Genomic DNA, 23,282 nt, shown 5'->3' on the forward strand with positions numbered 1-23,282 from the left:
AGATCTTGGAAGGAAACGGCCCTCATAAGGGCCGCAAGCTTCCAAGATCTCGCCGGGCTGGGGCGGCTGACGTCCACTACTCGGCTGTGAGTTCTACAGGAGGTGAATGCCACTGTTGTTCCGTCTTCCCCGGGCCGCTCACCGCGTGGCACGCTACCGGCACGTAACAGCCAACTGTGCGACCAGCCAACGTTGACTGACCGCAAGGAGGACGGGCCCATGGGCGAGATGGTGAGCTTCACCGGCAACGGGGGGACGAGCGAGGGGTATCTCGCGATACCCTCCGGCGGTGCGGCCAGCCCGGCGGTCATCGTCATCCAGGACTGGTGGGGTCTCGTGCCCCACGTCCGGGCCGTGGTCGACCGCTTCGCCGAGGCCGGTTTCGTCGCCCTCGCGCCCGACTTCCGGCACGGCGGGCCGGCCGTGAAGCCGACCGAGCCGCAGCTGATGCTCAACAGCTCTCAGATGGACGAGGCGGCGACCGACATCGCCGCCGCCGCCGAATACCTGGCGAGCCGGCCGGAGGTCGCCGGCAAGGTGGGCTGCGCCGGGTTCTGCGCGGGCGCCAGCCTGGCCCTGTGGTCCGCCACGCTCTCCGAGCGCATCGTGGCCACCGCCGGGTTCTATCCGCGCCTGCCCTGGGAGGGCATGGCCGTCGGGGCGGCCGACGAGGGCGGCTGGGCCGGCTACGCCGGCAAGGCGGCGCTCATCCACTGCTCCGAGGCGGACGGCCTGTCCGCCGCCGACGGGGTGCAGAGCGTACGCCGGTCCATCGAGTCGGCCGGCGGCACCTGCCAGACGTTCGACTACCCGGGCACCGCGCACGCGTTCTTCAACGAGGACCGGCCGGAGCACTACGACCAGCGGGCCGCGGCCACCGCCTGGGCCCGCACGCTGGAACTGTTCCGGGCGAAGCTTGGCTGAGTCGCGTACCCCGCAGGACGTGGTCGCCCGCGCCGCGCGGGCGACCGACCTGGCCGACCTCGACGGCGCGGTCAGCGACTGCTTCGCCTGCCCGCGCCTGGTGGCGTGGCGCGAGGAGGTCGCGCTGGTCAAGCGGGCGGCGTTCCGCGACCAGGACTACTGGGGACGGCCGGTGCCCGGCCTCGGCCCGCCGGACGCGCGGATCGCCATCCTCGGCCTGGCGCCCGCCGCGCACGGCGGCAACCGCACCGGCCGGATCTTCACCGGGGACCGGTCCGGCGACGTGTTGTTCGCCGCGCTGCACCGCGCCGGGCTGGCCAACCAGCCGACGAGCGTGTCCGCCGACGACGGCCTGACGCTGCGCGACACCCGCGTCTTCGCCGCCGTGCGGTGCGCGCCGCCGGACAACAAACCCACCCCGGCCGAGCGGGACACCTGCGCGCCGTGGCTGCACCGCGAGGTCGAACTGGTCCGTCCCACGCTGCGCGTCGTGGTCGCGCTCGGCGCGTTCGCGTGGGCCGCGTGGTGGCCGGTGCTACGCCAGGTGTACGGGCAGCGACCGCCCACACCGCGACCGGCGTTCGGTCATGGGGCACACTGGTCCGGCGAGTCGGTGCCGGCGTTGCTGGGCTGCTATCACGTCAGCCAGCAGAACACATTCACCGGACGGCTCACACCGGCGATGCTGGACGACGTGTTCACCCGGGCGAAGCACCTGGCCGGGGTGGACTGAGGAACACCTGAGGCGGTGGGATGGATTTCGGCGTACTGCGCAGGTGGTGGCCGGTCGCCGCGGTGACGGTGCTGCTCGCGTTCGCCGCGTTCGCCGCCGGTCACTCCGCCATCGGGGCCAGCCGGATCCCGCCCGCCGCCGACACCATCCCGTACGTGCCGGACTACCCGTCGCCGGAGGCCGTGCCGTCGATCCCCGTGGAGCCGCGCGACGTCGGCGAGCCCACCTCGGGCGGCGTGCCCGACTGGCTGGCCACCGCCGCCGTGGCGTTGCTGTTCGCGGCGGTGCTGGCCGCCATCGGGTACGTGTTGTGGAACGTGCTCCGGGGCGCGCTGCGGCGGACCACCCGCGCGGTGCCGGTGCGGCGCACCCGGCGTACCGCCGAGGGGACCGCCCGCGAGGTGGTGGCCGCGCTCGACGCCGGACTCGTCGAACTGGACGACCGCTCCACCGACCCGCGAACCGCTGTCATCGCCTGCTGGGTACGCCTGGAGGAGGCCGCCGAGGACGCGGGCGTGCCCCGGCACACCGGCGACACCCCGACCGACCTGGTGGCGCGGCTGCTGCGCGGCGACCCGGCGGCCGGCATCCCGGCGATCGCCAGCGCCGACGTGCTCGACGGTTTCGCGAACGTCTACCGGGAGGCCCGGTACGCCACGCACCCGGTCGACGAGCACACCCGGGACCAGGCCCGTGCCGCGCTGCGCCGGTTGCGCGGCGAGCTGACCAGCCTGGCGGCGGGGGAGGCGTCGTGAGCAGCAGCATCGACGACCTGCTCTCGTTCGGCGAGGAGCCCGCCGGGGAGGAGACCCGGCCCTCCGGCGGCGGCCGGGCCCGGCTGCTGCTGCGGACCGCCGCTGTCACCGCCGCGATCGTGGTCGTGGTGGTGGTCGGGCTGCGCGCTGTCGGCCTGAAGATGCCGGTCTGGATCATCGCGGCCGGGGTGCTCGCGGTGCTCGCCGTACGCCGGGTCACCACCACGCTCTCACCTCCGCCGCCGCCCCGCGCGGGGGCCCGCGCGCCCGCCGGCGAGGAGCCCGGCACCTGGAACTGGTCGGCGCGGGACGCGCTGCGTGCCGCGATCAACGGCTGGGAACGCCCGCTGGACTGGTGTGCCGACAACCGGGACCGGTTCAACGAGCGCATCCTGCCCCGCCTCGGCGAGCTGGCCGACGAACGGCTGCGCCAGCGCCACGGCGTCACCCGGGAGTCCGACCCGGACCGCGCCCGGTCGGTGCTGGGCGAACCACTGTGGACGTTCCTCGCCACCCCCGTCCGCCGCCCTCCGTCGCCGCGCGACCTCGCGGCGATCGTCGCCGAACTGGAGAAGATCTGATGAACGACGTGGACCGGAGCATGGCCCCCGCCGAGGTGGGCCGGCTCGCCCGGGCCGTCCTGGAGGCGGTCGGCACCGTCGTGGTCGGCAAGCGCGACGCGCTGGAGCTGGTGCTGGCCGGCATCCTCGCCGGTGGTCACGTGCTGCTGGAGGATCTGCCCGGCCTGGGCAAGACGCTCACCGCGCGGTGCTTCGCGCAGGCGCTCGGGCTGGACTTCCGGCGACTCCAGTTCACCCCGGACCTGCTGCCCGCCGACGTGACCGGCTCGTTCCTCTACGACCAGAGCAGCGGCGACTTCGCGTTCCGGGCCGGGCCGGTCTTCACCAACCTGCTGCTCGCCGACGAGATCAACCGGACGCCGCCGAAGACGCAGTCGGCGCTGCTGGAGGCGATGCAGGAGAAGCAGGTCTCGGTCGAGGGCGTGACCTACCGGCTGGACGAGCCGTTCCACGTGCTCGCCACCGCCAACCCGATCGAGTACGAGGGCACGTACCCGCTGCCGGAGGCGCAGCTCGACCGGTTCCTGCTGCGCGTGTCGTTCGGCTACCCCAGCCACGACGAGGAATGGGACGTGCTGCGCCGCCGGCTCGCCCGCCGCCGCGAGGAGGCCGAGATCAAGCCGGTGGTGGACGCCGCCACGCTGCGCGCCATGCAGGCCGCCCTGGAGGACGTGGTGGTCGAGGACTCGATCGGCCGCTACATCGTGGCGCTGACCGCCGCCACCCGGGAGCACCCGTCGGTGCTCGTCGGCGCGTCCCCGCGCGGCTCGCTGGCGCTGCTCCTGCTGTCCCGGGTACGGGCGGTGCTCGCCAACCGGGACTACGTGGTGCCGGAGGACGTCAAGGCGGTGGCGGCGCCCGCGCTGGCGCACCGGATCACGCTGCGGCCGGAGATGTGGCTGCGCCGGGTCGACCCGTCCTTCGTGGTCGGCGAGGTGCTGGAGTCCACGCCCGCCCCGGCCAGCGGCGCGCTGCCCAGCTACGCCGCCGGACGCTGATGGACCGGGCCGACGCGGCGAACGGCTGGGCGCCCACCTGGGCGCTCGGCCGGGCCGTGCTGCTCACCGGCGTGCTGCTCGTCGTCGCCGTCCTGCTCGGCCGCATCGACCTGGTGGTGCTCGCCACGCCGTTCGCGCTCGGGACCGCGTACGCCCTGCGCCGCCGTCCCGCCGGGCTGCCCGAGCTGGAACTGGGCGTCGCGGACACCCACCTGGTCGAGGGCGCGCCGATGGCCGCGACGGTCGCGGTGGCCAACCCCGACCTGATCGGGTACGACCTGGCGGTGGTCCGCACCCGGATGTCGCGCTGGCTGCGGGTGAAGCAGGTGGGCTTCGGCGGCACCGGGCTGGACGTGAGCCGCTCCGGCGGCGCGGACCGGCCGTTCGTCACCTCCGTACCCCGGGGCAGCGCCGTCGACCTGGAACTGACCGGCACCGCGCTGCGGTGGGGCCGGCACCCGATCGGCCCGGCCGGGGTGCGGGTCGCCGCCGCCGACGGGCTGCTGGTCTCCCGCGCGGTGATCACCGAGCCGATCCGGGCCCGGGTCTATCCGCGTACCGAGCCGTTCGACGCGGTCGAGGCGATGCCCCGGGCCGCCGGGCTGGTCGGCGCGCACCGCTCGCGGCGGCCGGGCGAGGGCGGCGAACTGGCCGGGGTGCGCGTGTTCGCGCCCGGCGACCGGCTGCGCCGGATCGACTGGCGGGTGTCGCTGCGGGCCCGGCAGCTGCACGTCGCGTCGACGCTCTCGGACCGGGACGCCGAGGTGGTGGTGCTGCTGGACGTGCTGGCCGAGGCGGGCCGTTCCGGCGGCGTCAACGGGACCGCGTCGGTGCTGGACACCACGGTCCGGGCCGCCGCCGCGATCGCCGAGCACTACCTGCACCGCGGCGACCGGGTGTCGATGCTGGAGTACGGCCCGTCCGCCCGCCGGCTGCGCCCGGCCACCGGGCGGCGGCAGTACCTGACAGTGCTGGAGTGGCTGCTCGACGTGCAGGCCGACTCGTCCCCGCACGAGCCGTACGACCAGGTCTTCGGCCCGCAGGTGCTCTCCTCGGACGCCCTGGTGGTAGTGCTCACCCCGCTGCTCGACGAGCGGTCCGCGCAGATGCTGGCCCGGCTGGCCCGGGGCGGGCGGTTCGTGGTGGCGGTGGACACGCTGCCGGCCGAGCTTCCGGTGCCGAAGGAGCGGGGCTGGGCCGAGGTGGCGTACCGGCTGTGGCGGCTGGACCGGGACACGATGATCGGCCAGCTCCGGGAGCACGGGGTGCCGGTGGTGCGCTGGGCGGGCTCCGGCAGCCTGGACGAGGTGCTGCGCGACGTGGCCCGGCTGGCGACCGCCCCGAAGGCGGGGTTGCGGTGAACGAGAGGCGGGCCCGGTGAACGCGGTCGTCGAGCGGGTGCGGGCCCTGCGGTACGCCGCCGCCCGGGTCAGCCCGCTGCCGCTGCTGGTACGCGGCGGCATCTTCCTCACCGTGCTGGCCGGCTTCCTGCTCGCGTACCCGGTGCAGGCCTTCACCTCCCGCTCGCTGCTGGCCCTGACGGTGGCCGCGGTGCTGCCGGCGGCCGGGCCGCGCCGGATCTGGCCGACGTTCACCGCGCTGGTCACGGTCGGCGGCTGGCTCCTGGCCACGCTCGGCTTCGACCGGCCGCCGGCGCTATGGCGGCTGCTCGCCGTGGCGACGCTGCTCTACCTGGCGCACTCGCTCTGCGCGCTCGCCGCGCTGCTGCCCTACGACGGCCTGATCGACCCGGACGTGGTGCTGCGGTGGCTGGGCCGGGCGGGCGGCGTGGTGCTCGCCAGCGCCGTGCTGGGCGTGGTGCTCGCGTGGCTCGGGGGAGTGGGCGGGACGGACGGCTCGCAGGCGGTGACAGCGGTGGGGCTGCTGGTGGCGGTGGGTCTGAGCGCGCTGCTGGGGTGGCTGCTGCGACGCCGGTGACGCTGCGTTCCGGTGACGTTGCGCAGGTCACACGGGTTGTGCTCCGTCACAGAAGGGGGTCTCGCGCGGGATTACCCGGGGACCCCGGGGAAAGATAGATGACGTGAACCCGAAGCGGATCCTTGTCGTGGGTGCCGGTCACGTGGGCCTGTACGCCGCTCTGCGCCTGTCCAAGAAGCTGAACAGGCGTGAGGCCGAGGTCATCGTCGTCGACCCGCAGCCGCACATGACGTACCAGCCGTTCCTCCCGGAGGCATCGGCGGGCAACATCTCCCCTCGGCACGCTGTGGTGCCGCTGCGGCGGGAGTTGCGCAAGTGCACCGTGGTGGCGGGCACCGTCACCCGGATCGACCACGACCGCAAGACCGCCGTGGTGCAGCCGATCAGCGGCCCGGCCCGGGAGATCCAGTACGACCACGTGGTCGTCGCCCCCGGCTCGGTCTCCCGCACCCTGCCGATCCCCGGCCTGCACGAGAACGGCATCGGGTTCAAGACCATCGGCGAGGCCATCTTCCTGCGCAACCACGTGCTGGACCGGCTCGACGTGGCGGCCTCCACCACCGACCCGGCAGTACGCAGCCGCGCGCTGACGTTCGTCTTCGTGGGCGGCGGCTACGCCGGCATCGAGGCGCTGGCCGAGATGGAGGACATGGCCCGGGACGCGCTGCGCTACTACCCGGAGCTGAAGCCCGAGGACATGCGCTGGGTGCTCGTCGAGGCAACCCAGCGGGTGCTGCCCGAGGTCGACCGGGACATGGGCGCCTACACGGTGCAGCAGCTGATGAAGCGCGACATGGACATCCGCCTGGACACCCGGCTGGAGTCCTGCGTCGACGGTGTGGTGAAGCTCTCCGACGGCGACAGCTTCCCGTCCGACACCATCGTCTGGACCGCCGGTGTGAAGCCGTCGCCGATGCTCGACGCGACCGACTTCCCGCGCGACGAGCGCCGCCGGGTCACCTGCCGGCCGACGCTGCAGATCGTGAACGGCGACCGGGTGGTCGAGGGCGCGTGGAGCGCCGGTGACTGCGCCGCCGTACCGGACCTGACCAAGGAGCCTGGCAACTTCTGCTCCCCGAGCGCCCAGCACGCGGTGCGGCAGGCCGCGCGGATGGCCGACAACATCGCCAACGTCATCCGCGGGCGCGAGCCGGTCGACTACAAGCACAAGCATGCCGGCAGCGTGGCCAGCCTCGGCCTGCACAAGGGCGTGGCTCAGGTCTACGGCATCAAGATGACCGGCTGGCCGGCCTGGTTCATGCACCGGACGTACCACATGTCGCGGATCCCCTCGTTCAACCGCAAGGTGCGTGTGGTGGTCGACTGGACGCTCGCGTTCTTCCTCAAGCGTGAGGTGGTCGCGCTCGGCCAGCTGCACGACCCGCGCGAGGAGTTCGCCGAGGCGTCCGCGCCGCAGGTCCCGGCGCGCGTCTGACGCGTCTCGCGTAAGGGCCCTTCCCTTATGGGAGGGGCCCTTCGCCGTCACCGGGGGTCAGAACCGCCAGGTCCAGGCGTCGGCGAGCCGGACGCCGGGGCCGTAGAGCTGCTCCAGGGTGCGGCGCAGCATCTCCGCGTGCGGGGCGTCGTCGGTCACCGCCACGCACGAGGCCTGCCAGAACTCCACGTCCCGGGCGGCCTGGCGGCGTTGCCGGTCACCGACAGCGGGCGCCACGCCCCGGCGGGCCACCTCGGCGAGCAGGGCCGAGGTGGGCCGCTGCCAGGTGCCCATGGTGGCCGAGCCGTCCCGGCCGTACGGGCCGATGAAGAAGCCTTCCGGCATGGCGAACGCGACGCCGGTGGCGGTGGCCCAGCGCATCGGCCAGGGGTCCTGCGGGGTGGCGGTGGGCACCGGCACCAGCACGCCGCCGGGGCGTACGCACTGCCGCCAGTGGCCGCCGGTGACGAACTCGGGCAGCGGCGGCCGGTCCATGGTGGGCAGCGGCGCGGGGAGGACGGTGAGCAGCGCCGCGCCGACCGCGACCGGGACGACCCGGCGGGCCCGCCCGGACTCGCCGAGCGCCCGGTGCACGGCGAGGGTGAGCACTGTGCCGGTGAGCGGCAGCACCGCGAGCGCGAACCGGGTGGGCAGCGCGCCGTCCACCAGCGGCAGCCCGGCCAGGAGTGCGTACGGGCCGGGGATCCCGGTCCGCTCCCCGCCGGCCACCACCTCGGGGCCGAGCGCGAGCGCGGCCATCGTCAGCGCGCCGGCCACGAGCGCCACCACCGGTGCGCGCCGGCCCAGCCAGACCGCGCAGCCGACGGCGACCAGCAGCAGCGGCCAGCCCAGGAACGAGGTGAACTCGGCCGGGCCGGTGGTGAGCCGTACCGCCTCCGGGCTGCCGAACACCGACAGCGCGGAGAGGCGGGTCCAGGCGATCAGGTCGGCGGAGAAGTAGGCGGGTGGGAACATGCCGTCCGCGACGCCCTGGGGGCCGGCGAACTGCACCCACAGCGGGTACGCCAGCACCGGCAGCGCCAGCCCGGCGGCGGCGAGCAGCCCACCGGCGAAGCCGCGACCGGCCCGGCGCACCAGGTCCCGGTCGGCCAGCCCGTACGCGACGGTGACCACCGCCAGGGTGAGCGCGGCGAGGAACAGCACCTCCTCGCCGACGAAGACCTGCACGATGACGACGGCGGCGAGCCCGGCCGTCGAGGAGGCCATGCGGCGGCGGTCCGGACCGTCCGGACGACCGGCCGGGTCGGCGGCGCGCAGCAGCCGGACCACGAGCCAGACCAGCACCGGGACCAGCCACTGCGCGGTCATGTGCAGATGGCCGTTGCTCTGCGAGACCATGCCCGGCCCGAAGCCGCACAGCGCCGCACCGGGTGCGGCCGCGAGCCGGCGGGCCCACAGGACACGCGTGAACAGCAGGTACCAGGCGAGCGCCGTACCCGCCATGTTCACGGCCACGAGCAGCGCGAACGTCACAGGTGCCCCGAACGCCAGGGTGACCGGGGCGAAGAGCACGCCCAGCGCCACGACCGAGGTGTTCGCCATCAGGTTGACGCCGTCCGGCGCGTTCAGCCGGTCGGTGACCAGGCTCAGCTCGCCGCGCAGGGCGCGCGCGTCCAGCGCCAGGAACCACTCGTACAGCGTCTGGTCGGCCGGGTTGAGCGCGAGCACACGCGTGCCCGGCGCCGGCCAGAGGCCGTGGGTGAGCCAGCCGGCGAGCGCGACGAACGCCAACCCCGCGAGCAGGTCCGCGCGATGCCGCCGGAGGGCCGCCGTCACCCGCCCCGTGCCCGCCGCCGGGCGGGCCGCCCGGCGGCGGCCGGGCCGGAGTGCCGGGCGGGCGGGGCTGGTCACGGCCTCGACCATAACGGCCGCACCCGTCGGGGTACGCCGCGTCGCGGCCGAGCCGCTACGGTGAGATCTGTACCGCCGCGTGTCGACGCGCCGGTGTCACCCGCCCGGGTGGTGGAACGGCAGACACGGCCGCCTTAAAAGCGGCTGCCGCAAGGCGTGCGGGTTCGACCCCCGCCCCGGGCACCCGAACTCTCAGGTTTCCCACAGCTAGGCGTAGCACGCGCGATTGCGGCCACGTTTACCCTGGAGTAGCGCGTCTTTCGTGCGATCGACCCCCTGAGGGAGGCCTGAGAAGTGAAGTCCTCGAACCCGGTGCTCGCCCGGCTCGGCCAGGCGGCAGAGCGTGAGCGGGCGGCCGGGTACGCCCAGCCCGGGCCGTACGGTCAGCCCGGATACCCCCAGCAGCAGTACCCGCAGCAGCAGTACGCCCCGCAGCAGTACCCCCAGCAGCCCTACGCCCAGCCCTACCCGGGCGGCTACGGCCAGCCGGTGGCCCCGCCCACCGTGACCCCGATGACCCTCGACGACGTGGTCGTCAAGACGGTCCTCATGCTCGCCATCCTCGGCGCCTCGGCCGCTGCGGCCTGGGTGCTCGTGCCGGACTCGCTCGTCGGCGTGGCCTGGATCGGCGCCGCGGTGGTCGGCCTGGTGCTCGGCCTGATCATCTCGTTCTCCCGGATGGCCAACCCGGCGCTCGTCGTGGCGTACTCGGTCATCGAGGGCGTCTTCGTCGGCATGGTCAGCAAGGCGTTCGAGTCGCTCTACGACGGCATCGTGCTCCAGGCGGTCGTGGCCACGTTCGGCGTGTTCTTCCTGATGGCGATGATCTACAAGGCGCGGATCATCCGGGCCACCCCGAAGTTCACCCGGATCATGGTGGCCATCATGGCCGGCCTGTTCGGCGTGATGCTCGTCAACCTGGTGCTGGCGCTGTTCGGCGTGAACACCGGTTTGCGTGACGGCAGCCCGCTCGCGATCGGCTTCAGCCTGGTCTGCATCGTGGTGGCGTCGCTGAGCTTCGTGCTCAACTTCGCCGACATCGAGGAGGGGGTCCGGATGGGCCTCCCGCAGCGCTACTCGTGGACCGCCGCATTCGGCATCGTGGTGGGCCTGGTCTGGCTCTACATCGAGATCCTGCGGCTGCTCAGCTACTTCCAGGGCGACGACTGACATCACGCCCTCCCCGACGACGCCCGCCTGCCGCATCCGCGGCGGCGGGCGTCGCCGTTTCCCCGTCCCCGCCGGGCCGCCCGGGGCAGAGTGGGATCCGGGTACGTGGGCGGGAGGTGGTCACGGTGCGCAGCGCCAACCCGGTGCTGGACCGGCTGGACGACGTCGGCCGCGCCGAGCGGCAGGTGCTCGGGGTCGGGACCGCCGGCACGATGACGGTGGCCGACGTGGTCAGCCGGACCGTGGGCCTGCTGCTGGTCACCGGCGTCACGGCGGCGGTGTCCTGGGTGGTGGTGCCGCAGGCCGCGTGGATCACCGCCGCGCTCGCCGGGAGCGCGCTGGCCAGCCTCGCCCTGGTGCTCGTCATCTCACTGAAGCAGATCACCAGCCCTCCGGTCATCGTCGGGTACGCCGTTCTGCAAGGGCTACTGCTCGGGGTGGCCAGCCGCGCCTTCGAGCTGGTCTATCCGGGCATCGTGGCGCAGGCGGTGGTCGGCACGTTCGGCGTCTTCCTCGGCATGGCGGTGCTCTACCGGGCCCGGCTGATCCGCGCCACCCCGCGCCTGGCCCGGCTGGTCATCGGCACGCTCGTCGGGATCGTGGCGATCGGCCTGGTCAACCTGGTCGCGTACCTGTTCACCGGGCGGCAGGGGGCGGTCGTGTACAGCCTCAGCGACCGGGTGGGCTGGTTGCCGTACCTGTTCTCGGTGGTGGCGATCATCGCGGGCGCGCTCAGCTTCATCCTCGACTTCGACCTGGTCGAGCGGTCCGCCGCGAACCGGTTGCCCCGCCGCTACGCCTGGTACTGCGCCTTCGGGCTGCTGGTCGGGCTGATCTTCCTGTACTGGCAGATCCTCCGCCTGCTCAGCTACGTACGCCGCTGACCGTAGACTCGGCGGCGATGAGCGCAGCGGAACTGGACCGGGCGGTGGCCCTGCTGGTCCGACAGGTCGGGCACTGGCAGCAACCGCGCTGGTCGGCCAAGGCCGAAGGCGGCAACGTGTCCCGGGCCGACCTGGTGCACAAGCTGGTCCAGGAGATCGCCGACCTGGCCGCCGACGCGGCCGGTGAGCCGCGCCGCGACGTGCCCCGCCTCCCCGCCGATCTGGCGCTGCCCGACCAGCTCCGAGTGGTCACCGCCGACCTCACGCGCGCCGCGCCCCCGGAGCCCGTCCTGGTCACCGCCACCGACGCGGTGACCCGAACCCGCACCGCCCTCTAGCCCCGCTTCAGCCAGCGGCGTACCTTGCGGTGCCGGGCCCGATCGCGTGCCCGCAGGACCGCGGGGCGGTCGTGGCCGGCGGCCTCGGCCTGCCGCGCGTGCAGCAGGCCGTAGGTGAACGTGTTCTCGCCGTCGGCGTACGCCTGGAGCGCCTGCCGCCGGAGCGCCTCGCGGGTCACCACCGAATCCTGGTGGGTGCCGAGCAGATTCTGGAGCGCCTTGAACCGCTTCACCAGACGGGCGGCAGGCTTGCCGGCGGCCGGCTCGCGCACCTCCACCGCGTACCGGGCGGCCTTGATCTTCTTGCGTGCCTCGTGCGACGCGGCGTCACCGGCCGGCCCGGTGGTGGCGAGCGCCCGGTCCAGCCGCCGGTCGGCGCGGCGTACCGCGCGGCGGACCCTGCGCTCCACCCAGCGCCGGCCCACGTCGGCGGGCGGCCCGTCGGCCAGCCGGTCCAGGCGGGTCAGCAGGGCGGGGTAGCTGTCGGCGTCCAGCGCCGACCGCAGCGCCGCGGTCGCCTCGGCCAGGTCGGCGGCGAACCGCTCGCGGATCCGCGCGGCCACCGGGCCGAGCACCAGTTCGTCGGGCAACTCGTGCACCGCGTCGGTGAGCCGGACGGCCATCACCTGGGTGTCGCGGACCCGGCCCAGCTCGCCGCCGAGCCCGCGCAGTTCGGCCCGTAGCGTCTCGCTCTCCCGGCGGTCCCACAGGCCCCGGAACGTACGCAGCGTCGCCCGCAACCGGCGGGTCGCGACGCGCATGTCGTGGACCGCGTCCTCGTCCCCCTGGTACGCGGCCGCGTGGTTGCCGACGATCGCGTCCCGCTGCGCCCGGACGTACGCGAGGACCTGCCCTGCCGGACCGTCCGGCTCCTGGTCGTCGAAGCGCTCGATCCGGGCGGCGACGGCCCGGTGCGACTTGCTGACCGCCACGTCCCGGGCGCCGGCCGCGTGCAGCCGCTCGCCGACGACGTCGAGCAGACCCTCGTCGCCCTCGACCAGCTCGATCTCGATCTCGTGCCAGGCCCGCTCGGTGCCGTCCACGAGGTCTTCGGACCGGACGTCGTCCTCGGCCACCTCGGCCAGCACCCGGCCGTCCGCGTCCAGCAGCCCGCGTTCCCGGCGGCGGTTGACGACCCGGGCCGCCGGGGCCACCGGGCGACCGCGCGACGCGGCCCGGATCAGCGCGACCAGCTCGGGCGGCGGGCCGTCGTCGGACGCCCCGGCGGGGAACCGGTGCTCGACCCGGGCACCGCCGACCGCGCCCACCTTGAGATGCCAGCCCGCGTCGTGCCCGCCGGTACGCCGGCGCAGCGCGTGCCCGCTGCGCAGCAGGAGCAGATCGTCGGTGTCCCAGTAGACGGCGTCCAGATCCGAGACGGTGGCGTCGGACATGGTCACGACGCCACCGCACCCGGTCAGGTCGGGCAGCCGGAAACCCTCGTCGCCGGAGTACTTGCGCTCACGTTCCACGACGGTCGCCATGCGGCCTCCCGTACCCGGCCCGTGCCCCGGCGAACCGGTCTCAGTTCAGTCGTTCGAGCACCATCGCCATGCCCTGGCCGCCGCCGACGCACATGGTCTCCAGACCGATGGTCTTGTCGTGCCACTCCAGCGCGTTGAGCAGCGTGCCGGTGATTCGCGCGCCGGTCATGCCGAACGGGTGGCCGACGGCGATCGCGCCACCGGCGACGTTCAGCTTCTCCTCCGGGATGCCGAGCTGCCGGTACGAGGGGATCACCTGGGCGGCGAACGCCTCGTTGATCTCGACCAGGTCGACGTCGTCGATGGTCATGCCGGCCCGCTTGAGGGCCTGCTTCGACGCCTCGACCGGGCCCAGACCCATGATCTCGGGGGAGAGCCCCGTGACACCGGTGGAGACGATCCGGGCCAGCGGGGTGAGCCCCAGCTCGGACGCGCGCTGCGCGCTCATGATCACCACGGCGGCGGCGCCGTCGTTGAGCGGGCAGCAGTTGCCGGCGGTGATCCGGCCGTCCGGGCGGAACACCGGCTTCAGGCCGGCCACCGCCTCCAGTGTCACCCCGGCACGCGGACCGTCGTCGGTGCTGACCACAGTGCCGTCCGGCGTGGTGACCGGGGTGATCTCGCGGGCCCAGAAGCCGTCCGCGATCGCCTTCTCGGCGAGGTTCTGGCTGCGGACGCCGAACGCGTCCATGTCCTCGCGGGTCACGTCGTAGACCTGGGCCAGGTTCTCGGCGGTCTGACCCATGGCGAGGTAGATGTCGGGGAGCTGACCGGCCTCGCGCGGATCGGTCCACACCTCGGCTCCGCCCTTCGCGCGGGCCGCGGAACGCTCCCGCGCCTCGGCGAAGCGGGGGTTCTCCCAGCCGCCCCCGACCAGCGCCTGCGCCTCCGGCGGGAGCGTGTCCGAGTTGCCCCGGGCGTACCGGGAGACCATCTCCACACCGGCGGAGACGAACACGTCGCCCTCACCGGCCCGGATCGCGTGCATCGCCATCCGGGTCGTCTGGAGCGAGGACGCGCAGTAGCGGGTCAGCGTGGCGCCGGGCAGGCCGTCCAGCCCCATCAGGGTGGCGACCACCCGGGCCATGTTGAAGCCCTGCTCGCCACCGGGCAGACCGCACCCGAGGTAGAGGTCGTCGATGGTGGTGGGATCGAGGGCCGGGACCTTGTCGAGGGCGGCCTGGACGATCGTGGCGGCGAGGTCGTCCGGGCGGACCTCGCGGAGGGAACCCTTGAACGCGCGGCCGATGGGGGACCGGGCGGTGGCGACGATGACGGCGTCGCGGGGCGACTCAATCGGCATGAGCCAACGTTAACGCGCTAGTAACATGCGCGGGAAGCCGCGAGGCGGGCGGGAAATGTCACCCCGTGGGCGGTCGCCTGTGGTGCCGGAACGCGACAGCGGTGGCGGCCTCGACGGCCGGCAGCAGGGCGTGCGCCCAGACCCGGTAGCCGTCGGCGGACGGGTGGAAGCCGTCGTGGCACAGCGTGCCCGCGTCCGCGCGGAACACCGGACCGGTCTCGGTGCCCAGGTCGACGACGGTGCCGCCGGCGTCCAGCACGGCCGCCGTCTGGGCCCGCGCCATCCGCCGTCCCGACCAGCCGAGCACCTGGCGCAGCGGGGCGGCGACCGCGCGGACCGCGCCGAGATCCGGGCACGTGCCCACGACCACCTCGACGTGGGCCTCCCGCAGCCGGCGTACCGCCGAGCCGAGATAGGCCGCCGCGTCACCGGGCCGGGCCATGGCGGTCGCGTCGTTCGCCCCGATCAGCACCACCGCCACGTCGGGCCGCTCGCCGAGCAGTGCCCGCGCCACCTGGGTGGCCAGGTCGGTCGCGCGCGAGCCGGAGACACCGACGCTCGACAACTGCACCCGCCGGCCGGCCGGCCCCTCCGCGAGCAGGTTGGCGAGCTGGCCGCCGATGGTGTCCTCGAACCGGTCGACGCCCACGCCGAGCGCCGACGAGTCGCCCAGCAGCACCAGCCGCAGCGGCGGGGCGTCGGCGCGTCCGACCGTCGCGCGCAGCATCAGGCCCAGCTCGGGCTGGGCGTACTCCCGGCTGCGGGCGGCGATGGCCTGGCCGGCGAGGACCGCCGCGCCGCCCACCGTGCCGGCCAGCAGCGACAGGGCCGCCGCCCGGCCCCACCGGGCCACCTCACCGCGCTGGCTCATGCCGTCACTCCGCTTCGCTCCGTGCCGCCATGAGGCACCTTCGCGCTGAGCCGGCCGATTCGCTCGCTGCGCTCGCTCATGCCGTCACTCCGCTTCGCTCCGTGCCGCCATGAGGCATTTTCGCGCTGAGCCGGCCGATTCGCTCGCTCATGCCGTTCCCTCCAGCGTTGCCGAGTCGGCGGCGCTGCCGGTCGGTGGCACCGCGCCGACGCCGAAGAAGGCCCGCCGGCGAAGCTGCGCCCACCGCCCGCCCGGCCCGCGGTCGCGACCCCGCAGCTGGGTGCCGCTGACCTCCGTGCCGGCGTGCCGGGCCGCCTGGTGAGCGGCCTCCGGGAGCGACCGTACGCCTTCCACGCCGGGCAGGACAGGTCTGCGTTCCGGGACCGCGCCCAGCGCGGACAGCACGGTGGGCAGCAACGCCGCCGCGGCTATCGCATACCCCTCGGCGGAGGGGTGGAATCGGTCCCAGGCGAACATCCGCCCGGGGTCGGCGGCGAACCGCGGCCCGAGCATGTCACCGAGCGAGACGGCACGGCCGCCGGCCTCGACCACACCCACCGTCTGCGCGGCGGCGAGCTGGCGGCTCCAGCGCCGGGCCAGCCAGCGCAGCGGCGGCTGGATCGGCCGGATGGTGCCCAGGTCGGGACAGGTGCCGACGACCACCTCGCAGCCGGCTGCCCGCAGCGTGCGGACCGCGTCGACCAGGTAGCGCACGGCCACCGGGAACGGTGTGCGGTTGGTGACGTCGTTGCCGCCGACCAGGATCACCGCCACGTCCGGCTCGACCTCCAGGGCGGACTCGACCTGCGGCTTCAGACCGGACGACAGCGCGCCGACCACGGCGAACCGGTGCAGCCGGACCGGCCGGTGCAGCCGGCGGGACAGCCCGGTGGCGAGCAGCGAACCCGGCGTCTCCCGGCGCCTGTGCACGCCGTAGCCGGCCGCGGAGGAGTCGCCCAGGACGACCATGGTGATCGGCGGGCCGGGCAGCCTCGCCCCGTAGACGCCGTCGCAGCGAGGCGGCGGGGCCTGGGCCATCGGGATGGTGCGGCGGGCCTGCCGGGCCTGGCCGAGCAGCACCCCGCCGGTGGCGAGCGTGGCCGCGACCGTGGCGCCCGTGCCGACCGCCGCGAGGCGGACGATCTGCCGGGCGCGCTGCCGGCGGACCGGCGCGACGGAACCAGCGTCCCCCATGAGCCGACAGTATCGCGCCGGTACGACCACTGCTGTCCGTGATCGGATGGCTGGGCGACGCCCGGAATGGGTACCGGTGGGGTAGCGGGCGCGGACTTGCCACCGGGCCGCACCATGGTCGAGCGGAGAGGGGCGACATCATGGGGAAGACGTTGAAGCGCAGCGCCGCGTTCGCCGCGCTGGCCCGGGCGCTGGCGGCGGGCACGCGGGGCGGGCCGTCGCTCGGGGCCCGGCTGGCGGCGCTGCCGCGGATGATCCGCGCGACCACCCGGGGCGAGTACGACGGTGGCCTGCGCCTGGCGCTGATGGCCGGGGCGACGGCGTACATCGTCTCGCCGATCGATCTGCTGCCGGAGATCCCACTGGCCATCTTCGGGCTGGCCGACGACGCGGTCATGGTCACCTGGCTGGCCGGCAGCGTGCTCGCCGAGACCGAGCGGTTCCTGGAGTGGGAGACGCGTCGCAGCTCCGTCATCCCGGGGCATGTGGTGCCCTGAGGGCACGTACGCTGGTCGGCGAACTGACGGCTGACCGACCGCCCCACGACGGCGGCGCGACGAAGGGCACAACGAGGTGCAGTACTACGACAACGTCGTCGAGCTGATCGGCAACACCCCGCTGGTCCGCCTGCGCAACGTCACCGAGGGCATCCAGGCCACCGTGCTGGCGAAGGTGGAGTACGTCAACCCGGGCGGCTCGGTCAAGGACCGGATCGCCCTGCGCATGGTGGAGGACGCCGAGAAGGCGGGCATCCTCGGGCCGGGCGGCACGATCGTGGAGCCGACCAGCGGCAACACGGGTGTCGGGCTGGCCCTGGTGGCCCAGCTGCGGGGCTACCGCTGCGTCTTCGTCTGCCCCGACAAGGTCAGCCAGGACAAGCAGGACGTGCTGCGCGCGTACGGCGCCGAGGTGGTGGTCTGCCCGACCGCCGTGGCGCCGGAGGACCCGCGCTCCTACTACAACGTCTCCGACCGGCTGGCCCGGGAGATCCCCGGCGCGTGGAAGCCCAACCAGTACAGCAACCCGGCCAACCCGCGTTCGCACTACGAGACCACCGGCCCGGAGCTGTGGCGGCAGACCGAGGGGAAGATCACCCACTTCGTCGCGGGCGTCGGCACCGGCGGCACCATCTCCGGCATCGGCCGCTACCTCAAGGAGGCGTCCGAGGGCCGGGTCAGGGTGATCGGCGCGGACCCGGAGGGCTCGGTCTACTCGGGTGGCACCGGCCGTCCGTACCTGGTCGAGGGCGTCGGCGAGGACTTCTGGCCGGAGACGTACGACCGGCAGATCGCCGACGAGATCGTCGAGGTGTCGGACAAGGAGTCCTTCGAGATGACCCGCCGGCTGGCCCGCGAGGAGGGCCTGTTGGTGGGCGGCTCCTGCGGCATGGCGGTGGTGGGTGCGCTGGAGGTGGCCCGCAAGGCCGGCCCGGACGACGTGATCGTGGTGCTGCTGCCGGACGGCGGCCGTGGCTACCTGTCGAAGATCTTCAACGACAAGTGGATGGCCCGGTACGGCTTCCTCGACGAATCGGGCACCGAGCCGACCGTCGCCGACGCGCTCGCCGACAAGCCCGGTGGCCTGCCCGAGCTGGTGCACGTGCACCCGACCGAGACGGTCCGCGACGCGATCGACTACATGCGCGAGTACGGCGTCTCCCAGCTGCCGGTGCTGAAGGCCGAGCCGCCGGTGGTGACCGGTGAGGTGGCCGGCTCGATCGCCGAGAAGGACCTGCTCGACGCCCTGTTCACCGGCCAGGCGCACCTGCACGACACGATCGAGCGGCACATGGGCGAGCCGCTGCCGATGATCGGCGGCGGCCAGCCGGTGAGCGAGGCGGTCGGGCTGCTGGAGAAGGCGGACGCGGCGCTGGTGCTTGTCGACGGCAAGCCCAAGGGCGTGCTGACCCGCCAGGACCTGCTGGCCCACCTGGGCGCCCGCTGACCCTCCGCGTTGTAAGGAAGGGCCCCCTATTAACACCCGGTGTTAACAAGGGGCCCTTCCTCTACCGGAGGCGTTAATAGGGGGCCCTTCCTTACACCAGGCGGGCGTAGCGGAGCTGGGGGACGAGCGCCGCGCCGATGTGCTCGTCCCGCTGCTCACCGGTGGCGGCCCAGCCGCCACGCTCGTAGAAGCGGCGCGCGGCGGCGTTGTCCCGCAGCACCCACAGCGCCGCCCGGGTCCACCCCCGTGCCCGCATCGCGTCGAGCGCGTCCACCATCAGCGCCCGGCCGGTGCCCCGGCCCCGCTCGGACGGCTCCAGGTGGATCGCGTTGAGCAGCCCGGTCGCCGGATCGCCCTCGTCGTCCGGCCCGAGGTAGCTGAACCCCACCAGCCGCCCGTCCCGCTCGGCCACCGTCATCCGGTGGTCAGCGCCTTCCCAGGTCAGCCGCTCCACCCAGTAGCGGCCCATCGCCGCGGGCGTCGGGTCGGTCAGCGCCTCGGGCGGCAGGAACGACGAGTACGCCGCCACCCGGGAGCGCTGGTGCAGGGCGCCGACCGCCATCAGGTCGGCCTCGGTCGCGGAACGTAGGGAGATCGTCACCGGGGCGACGGTACCCGCCGGGGCGGCACCTGCACCGTCTGGAGATCCTCGGCGATCACCAGCTCGCCGGCGAAGTGCTCCCGGGCCTCGTCGTGGAAGCGGCGCGGGTCGGCGTACCGCTGGGAGAAGTGGGTCAGCACGAGCGTGCGTACCCCCGACTCGGTCGCCACCCGCGCGGCCTGGCCGGCGGTGAGGTGCCCGACCTCGGCGGCGAGCGCCGCCTCCGATTCCAGGAACGTCGACTCGATCACCAGCAGGTCGGCGTGCTCGGCCAGCGCGTACACGCCGTCGCAGAGCCCGGTGTCCATCACGAAGGCGAACCGCTGCCCCGGCCGGGTCACGCTCACCTCGTCCCGGCTGACGCGACGCCCGTCGAGGTCCAGGTGGCCGTCGCGCAGCAGCCGCCCCACATCCGGACCGGCGATGCCGTACGCGGCCAGCTTCTCCGGCAGCATCCGGCAGCCGTCCGGCTCGACCAGGCGGTACCCGTACGTCTCGATCGGGTGCCGCAGCCGGCGGGCCTCCAGCGTGCCGACGCCGAGGGCGAACCGCTGCCCGTCGGTGTCGACCGGCTCGACCGCGAGATCGGCGGTCTCGTAAAAACTCGAGGCGTGCCGCAGCCGGGTGAAGTACTCGGCGCCCCCGGCCGGGAAGTGCACAGCCACCGGGCGGGGTACGCGGTCCAGCGAGAGCCGCTGGATCATGCCGGGCAGCCCGAGGCAGTGGTCGCCGTGGAAGTGGGTGACGCAGATCCGGGTCAGGTCGGTGGCGGTGATCCCGGTGTGCAGCATCTGCCGCTGGCTGCCCTCGCCCGGGTCGAAGAGGATCACCTCGTCGTCCCAGCGCAGCAGGTAGCCGTTGTGGTTGCGCTGCCGGGTCGGGGCCTGGCTGGCCGTACCGAGCACCACCAGCTCACGCATGGACACGGCATCCTCCGGAAGGCAAAAAGCGACCCCCGGGGCTTCCGCGCTCGCGCGCGGGCCGGCTGGACTGGGCCGGCACCCCGGGGGTCGGGTGGCTGTCGTGGTTTCGCCGCACCGCTGCCACACGGTCTCGACGATCCTGCGGGTGCCCGCCTCGCGGCGGGCGAGTTTTCACTGTCGAGGACAGCGGCTAGCGGACAGCCACCTCACGAGTCCGATTGCTATACAAGTCTGGACCACCTCCTTTCCCGTGTACCGCCACGCTATCCACTTCCCGGCGGCCGCGGCAACGGATTTCGATCACAGGCCCGGTCAGTCCAGGCCGATCGGGCCCTCGCGGGGGCCTTCCTCGTTCGCCGGCTGCACCGCCAGCGACGGGAAGTCGGCTAGGTCGCCCTCCGGCTCGGCGTCCCACTCCGGGAAGACCAGCGGGCTCTGCAGATAGAGGCAGAGCAGCTGGGTGAGCTGGTGCAGCCCGTCGAGGTGGGTGCGCTCGTGGCCGTGGGTGGCGTCCACGCCGAAGCCGAGCAGCGCCACCCGGGCGTGCGCCCCGGCCTCGACCGCCGCCGCCACGTCCGAGCGGTAGTAGTCGAAGACGTCCCGCACCAGGTCGACGCCGTGCTCCTTGGCGATCGAGGCGAGGTTGCGGGTCAGGTGGTAGTCGAACGGGCCGACGCCGTCGCCCATCGCCAGCGTGGCAGCGGTCTCCCGGGACTGCTGGCCCGGCGCGACCACCGCCGCGTCCACCGAGACGATCTCCGCGACGTCCGGGTCCAGTCCGTGGCTCGCGCCGTGGCCGATCTCCTCGGTGACGGTGACCAGCAGGTGCGCGGTGACCGCCGGGGTGACCCCGGCGTCGACCATCGCCTTGAACGCGGTCAGCACCGCCGCCACGCCCGCCTTGTCGTCCAGGTGCCGGGACTTGACGTACCCGTTCGGGGTGATGGTCGGGTTGGGCAGGAACGCCACGAAGTCCCCGGCGTCGATGCCGAGCGCCCGCAGCCCGGCCTCGTCGTGTACCGGCTCGTCCACCCGCACCTCGACCAGCTCCCAGCCGACGCCCTGGAGGTCGACCGCCTCGTTGTAGCGGTGGCCGCTCGCCTTCAGCGGCAGCACCTGGCCGGTGATCACCCGCTCCAGGTCGTCGGTGAAGATCCGCACGTGGGCGCCCTCGGCGAAGCGGGCGCTGTGCGTACCGATCGGGTTGACCTCCAGCCGGCCGTTCTCCTTGAGCCGCTTCACCATGCCGCCGATGGTGTCGGTGTGCACCACCACGGCCCGGTCGGCGCCCGTCGACCGGGGGCCGGGCAGGCAGGCGCTCAGCGCTCCGCGCCGGGTCAGCGTGGAGCTGATCCCGATCGCGGAGAGCCGCTCGCCCACGTACTGCTGGATGTGGTCGGTGCGTCCCGACGGGCTGGGGATCTCCAGCAGCTCCACCAGCACCTGGCGGAGGTAGTCGAGGTCGAGCTTGAGCGGCTGTGGTTTGCGTGCGGTCATGCCCCAGAGCCTGCCGCACCGGCCGGCGACCAGAGTCGCTGCGGTGCCCGGGTACCCGGGAAGAGCAGGTCGACGAAGCGCTCGGCGGTGGGCTGCGGCTCGTGGTTGGCCAGTCCGGGGCGCTCGTTCGCCTCGATGAACACGTGTTCCGGCTGGTCCGGGGCGGGAACCAGCAGGTCCAGCCCGGTGACCGGGATGTCCAGCGCCCGGCTCGCGGTGACGCACGCCTCGGCGATGGCCGGGTGCAGCTCGGCGGTCACGTCGTGGATCGTGCCACCGGTGTGCAGGTTGGCCGTCCGACGGACCGCCAGCACCTCGCCCTCCGGGAGCACGTCGTGCATCCGGTACCCGGCCTCCGCCACCACCTCGCGGGTCATGTCGTCGACCGGGATGCGGGACTCGCCGCCGGTGGCGGCCGACCGGCGGCGGCTCTGCCGCTCGATCAGCTCGGTGATGTCGTGCACCCCGTCGCCGGTGATCTGCGCCGGCCGGCGCACCGCCGCGGCGACCACCTCGTGGTCGATCACCACGACCCGCAGGTCCTCGCCCTCGCGCAGCTCCTCGATGAGCACGTCCGGGCAGAACCGGCGGGCCAGCTCGACGGCGGCGGTCAGCGCCTCCGGCGTACGCACGCCGACGGTGATGCCGTTGCCCTGCTCGCCCCGCGCCGGCTTGACCACCACCGGGCCCACGTCGTTGAGGAACGCGACGTCGTCGGGCTCGCCGGTGGCGGTGCGTCCGCGCGGCACCGACAGCCCCGCCTCGGTGAGGATGCGCCGGGTCACCCGCTTGTCGTCGCAGCGGCTCATCGCCACCGCCGAGGTCAGCTCCGACAGCGACTCGCGGGTGTGGATGGTCCGGCCGCCGCTGGTCAGCTTCAGCTCACCCCAGTGCGGGTCGGTCACCTCCACCCGGATGCCGCGCCGCATCGCCTCGTCCGCGACGATCTTCGCGTACGGGTTCAGCTCGTCGTACCCCTCGGGCATGGCGGGCAGGAACAGGCGCTCGTTGATCGGGTTCTTCCGCTTGACGCAGAGCGTGCCGGTGCGGTGGAAGCCGAGGCGTTCGTACAGCCGGATCGCGCCCGAGTTCTCGGCCAGCACGGACAGGTCCACGAACGCCCGGCCGCGCTCGTCGAGCCGGTCGGCGAGCGCGGTGAGCAGCGCCTGGCCGGTGCCGGGCGGGGCGGTGTTGAAGTCGACGGTCAGGCACCACAGGCTGGCGCCTTTCTCCGGGTCCCCGAAGACCGCGACGTGGTCCACGCCGGTGATGGTGCCGACCACCTCGCCCGTGGCGTCCTCGGCGACGAGGTGCAGGAACCGGTCCGTGCCCGCGTTGTCCACGAGCACCTCGACCGGGGCGGTGACCATGCCGTTGCGGGCGTAGATCCGGTTCACCGCCTCCGCGTCGGCGGCGTCGCGCAACCGCCGGACGGTCAGCCCGGGCACCTCGCCGCCCTCGGTGGCGGCGGGCCGCTTCTCGCCCAGCGGCAGCCGGTACGTCAGCGACGGGTCGATGAACAGCTCGTCCGGCAGCCGGGACACCAGCACGTGCGGATCGCGCAGGTAGATGCAGATGTCCCGGGCGCCGACCGCCTCGGACCGCAGCACGTCGGCCACGTGCACCTGGTCGTCGAACGTCTGCCCGAACACCAGCCGGCCCCAGCCGCAGTCCAGCACGACGCCCGAGGCGTCGGTGTCAGCGGTCTGCGGCTGCCGTGGCTCCGGCGTACCCGGTGCGATCGGGTCGCCGCCGGGGCCGGTGCGTTCCCGGCGTCGCCCGAGCACCCGTTCCCGGTCGGTACGCGCCGTTCCGGTGGCGAGGGTGTCGGTCACTG

General features: G+C 73.7%; 22 protein-coding genes and 1 tRNA gene. 14 read left to right on the top strand and 9 right to left on the bottom strand.

What is annotated here, in order from left to right:
• Positions 1-219: 219 nt before the first annotated feature.
• The 8 genes from AB0B20_RS11955 (at position 220) to AB0B20_RS11990 (ending at position 7,364) form a co-directional block, all read left to right on the top strand.
• Entirely contained in the window at positions 220-924 is a 705-nt protein-coding gene (locus AB0B20_RS11955) for a dienelactone hydrolase family protein (protein ID WP_357381679.1), read from the top strand.
• 19 nt (positions 925-943) lie between these two features.
• On the top strand, positions 944-1,657 hold the full coding sequence (locus tag AB0B20_RS11960) for a uracil-DNA glycosylase (protein WP_357381811.1): 714 nt from the start codon (positions 944-946) through the stop codon (positions 1,655-1,657).
• Positions 1,658-1,677: 20 nt separating this feature from the next.
• Positions 1,678-2,412 carry a DUF4129 domain-containing protein gene (locus AB0B20_RS11965; protein WP_357381681.1) on the top strand — a complete coding sequence of 245 codons (735 nt, stop codon included), beginning with the start codon at positions 1,678-1,680 and terminating at the stop codon, positions 2,410-2,412.
• A complete protein-coding gene (locus AB0B20_RS11970) occupies positions 2,409-2,993 on the top strand; it encodes a hypothetical protein (protein ID WP_357381683.1) in 585 nt (194 codons plus the stop codon). The genes AB0B20_RS11965 and AB0B20_RS11970 overlap by 4 nt, the downstream gene beginning before the upstream one ends.
• Positions 2,993-3,991 (top strand): MoxR family ATPase, encoded by a 999-nt coding sequence (locus AB0B20_RS11975; RefSeq protein ID WP_357381685.1) that lies wholly within the window; start codon positions 2,993-2,995, stop codon positions 3,989-3,991. The genes AB0B20_RS11970 and AB0B20_RS11975 overlap by 1 nt, the downstream gene beginning before the upstream one ends.
• Entirely contained in the window at positions 3,991-5,352 is a 1,362-nt protein-coding gene (locus AB0B20_RS11980) for a DUF58 domain-containing protein (protein ID WP_357381687.1), read from the top strand. The genes AB0B20_RS11975 and AB0B20_RS11980 overlap by 1 nt, the downstream gene beginning before the upstream one ends.
• Positions 5,353-5,368: 16 nt before the next feature.
• Complete coding sequence (locus AB0B20_RS11985) at positions 5,369-5,929, top strand: hypothetical protein (protein WP_357381689.1); 561 nt, start codon at positions 5,369-5,371, stop codon at positions 5,927-5,929.
• 103 nt (positions 5,930-6,032) lie between these two features.
• Entirely contained in the window at positions 6,033-7,364 is a 1,332-nt protein-coding gene (locus AB0B20_RS11990) for an NAD(P)/FAD-dependent oxidoreductase (protein ID WP_357470175.1), read from the top strand.
• Between the two features lie 57 nt (positions 7,365-7,421).
• Here AB0B20_RS11990 and AB0B20_RS11995 read toward each other — a convergent pair whose 3' ends face one another.
• On the bottom strand, positions 7,422-9,248 hold the full coding sequence (locus AB0B20_RS11995; protein WP_357470178.1) for a hypothetical protein: 1,827 nt from the start codon (positions 9,246-9,248) through the stop codon (positions 7,422-7,424).
• Between the two features lie 90 nt (positions 9,249-9,338).
• Here AB0B20_RS11995 and AB0B20_RS12000 point away from each other — a divergent pair.
• From AB0B20_RS12000 to AB0B20_RS12015, 4 genes are all read left to right on the top strand, one after another.
• Positions 9,339-9,419: transfer RNA gene (locus AB0B20_RS12000), tRNA-Leu, on the top strand.
• A 111-nt stretch (positions 9,420-9,530) separates the two neighbouring features.
• Positions 9,531-10,406 (top strand): Bax inhibitor-1/YccA family protein, encoded by an 876-nt coding sequence (locus AB0B20_RS12005; RefSeq protein ID WP_357381695.1) that lies wholly within the window; start codon positions 9,531-9,533, stop codon positions 10,404-10,406.
• Positions 10,407-10,531: 125 nt separating this feature from the next.
• Complete coding sequence (locus tag AB0B20_RS12010) at positions 10,532-11,290, top strand: Bax inhibitor-1/YccA family protein (protein WP_357381697.1); 759 nt, start codon at positions 10,532-10,534, stop codon at positions 11,288-11,290.
• 17 nt (positions 11,291-11,307) lie between these two features.
• On the top strand, positions 11,308-11,628 hold the full coding sequence (locus AB0B20_RS12015; protein ID WP_357381699.1) for a hypothetical protein: 321 nt from the start codon (positions 11,308-11,310) through the stop codon (positions 11,626-11,628).
• Here the strand turns inward: AB0B20_RS12015 and AB0B20_RS12020 are convergent.
• From AB0B20_RS12020 to AB0B20_RS12035, 4 genes are all read right to left on the bottom strand, one after another.
• Entirely contained in the window at positions 11,625-13,112 is a 1,488-nt protein-coding gene (locus AB0B20_RS12020; RefSeq protein ID WP_357470181.1) for a CYTH and CHAD domain-containing protein, read from the bottom strand. The genes AB0B20_RS12015 and AB0B20_RS12020 overlap by 4 nt on opposite strands.
• A 40-nt stretch (positions 13,113-13,152) precedes the next feature.
• Positions 13,153-14,415 carry an acetyl-CoA C-acetyltransferase gene (locus tag AB0B20_RS12025; protein ID WP_357381703.1) on the bottom strand — a complete coding sequence of 421 codons (1,263 nt, stop codon included), beginning with the start codon at positions 14,413-14,415 and terminating at the stop codon, positions 13,153-13,155.
• Positions 14,416-14,473: 58 nt separating this feature from the next.
• Complete coding sequence (locus AB0B20_RS12030; protein WP_357470184.1) at positions 14,474-15,286, bottom strand: SGNH/GDSL hydrolase family protein; 813 nt, start codon at positions 15,284-15,286, stop codon at positions 14,474-14,476.
• Positions 15,287-15,433: 147 nt separating this feature from the next.
• Entirely contained in the window at positions 15,434-16,480 is a 1,047-nt protein-coding gene (locus tag AB0B20_RS12035; RefSeq protein ID WP_357381707.1) for an SGNH/GDSL hydrolase family protein, read from the bottom strand.
• Between the two features lie 140 nt (positions 16,481-16,620).
• On the opposite strand from AB0B20_RS12035, the gene AB0B20_RS12040 reads away from it, so the two are divergent.
• Together AB0B20_RS12040 and AB0B20_RS12045 are read left to right on the top strand one after the other, a co-directional pair.
• Positions 16,621-16,977, top strand: coding sequence for a YkvA family protein (locus AB0B20_RS12040; RefSeq protein WP_357381709.1), 357 nt, complete (start codon positions 16,621-16,623; stop codon positions 16,975-16,977).
• A 76-nt stretch (positions 16,978-17,053) separates the two neighbouring features.
• On the top strand, positions 17,054-18,424 hold the full coding sequence (locus AB0B20_RS12045; RefSeq protein ID WP_357381711.1) for a cystathionine beta-synthase: 1,371 nt from the start codon (positions 17,054-17,056) through the stop codon (positions 18,422-18,424).
• Positions 18,425-18,515: 91 nt separating this feature from the next.
• Here the strand turns inward: AB0B20_RS12045 and AB0B20_RS12050 are convergent, their stop codons facing one another.
• The 4 genes from AB0B20_RS12050 to ngg form a co-directional block, all read right to left on the bottom strand.
• Positions 18,516-19,025: a GNAT family N-acetyltransferase gene (locus tag AB0B20_RS12050; protein WP_357381713.1), complete on the bottom strand. Its 510-nt coding sequence runs from the start codon at positions 19,023-19,025 to the stop codon at positions 18,516-18,518.
• Positions 19,022-19,951 (bottom strand): ribonuclease Z, encoded by a 930-nt coding sequence (locus AB0B20_RS12055; RefSeq protein ID WP_357381715.1) that lies wholly within the window; start codon positions 19,949-19,951, stop codon positions 19,022-19,024. The genes AB0B20_RS12050 and AB0B20_RS12055 overlap by 4 nt, the downstream gene beginning before the upstream one ends.
• Positions 19,952-20,260: 309 nt before the next feature.
• Positions 20,261-21,445, bottom strand: a complete 1,185-nt coding sequence (locus AB0B20_RS12060) for an osmoprotectant NAGGN system M42 family peptidase (RefSeq protein WP_357381717.1) — start codon at positions 21,443-21,445, stop codon at positions 20,261-20,263.
• The gene (gene ngg / locus AB0B20_RS12065; protein WP_357381719.1) at positions 21,442-23,280 is read right to left on the bottom strand and encodes an N-acetylglutaminylglutamine synthetase; all 1,839 of its coding nucleotides are present in this window, start codon (positions 23,278-23,280) and stop codon (positions 21,442-21,444) included. Before ngg ends, AB0B20_RS12060 begins: the two co-directional genes overlap by 4 nt.
• Positions 23,281-23,282 lie beyond the last annotated feature (2 nt).

This window comes from Micromonospora sp. NPDC049151 (genome assembly GCF_040648395.1).
Classification (GTDB): Bacteria; Actinomycetota; Actinomycetes; order Mycobacteriales; family Micromonosporaceae; genus Micromonospora.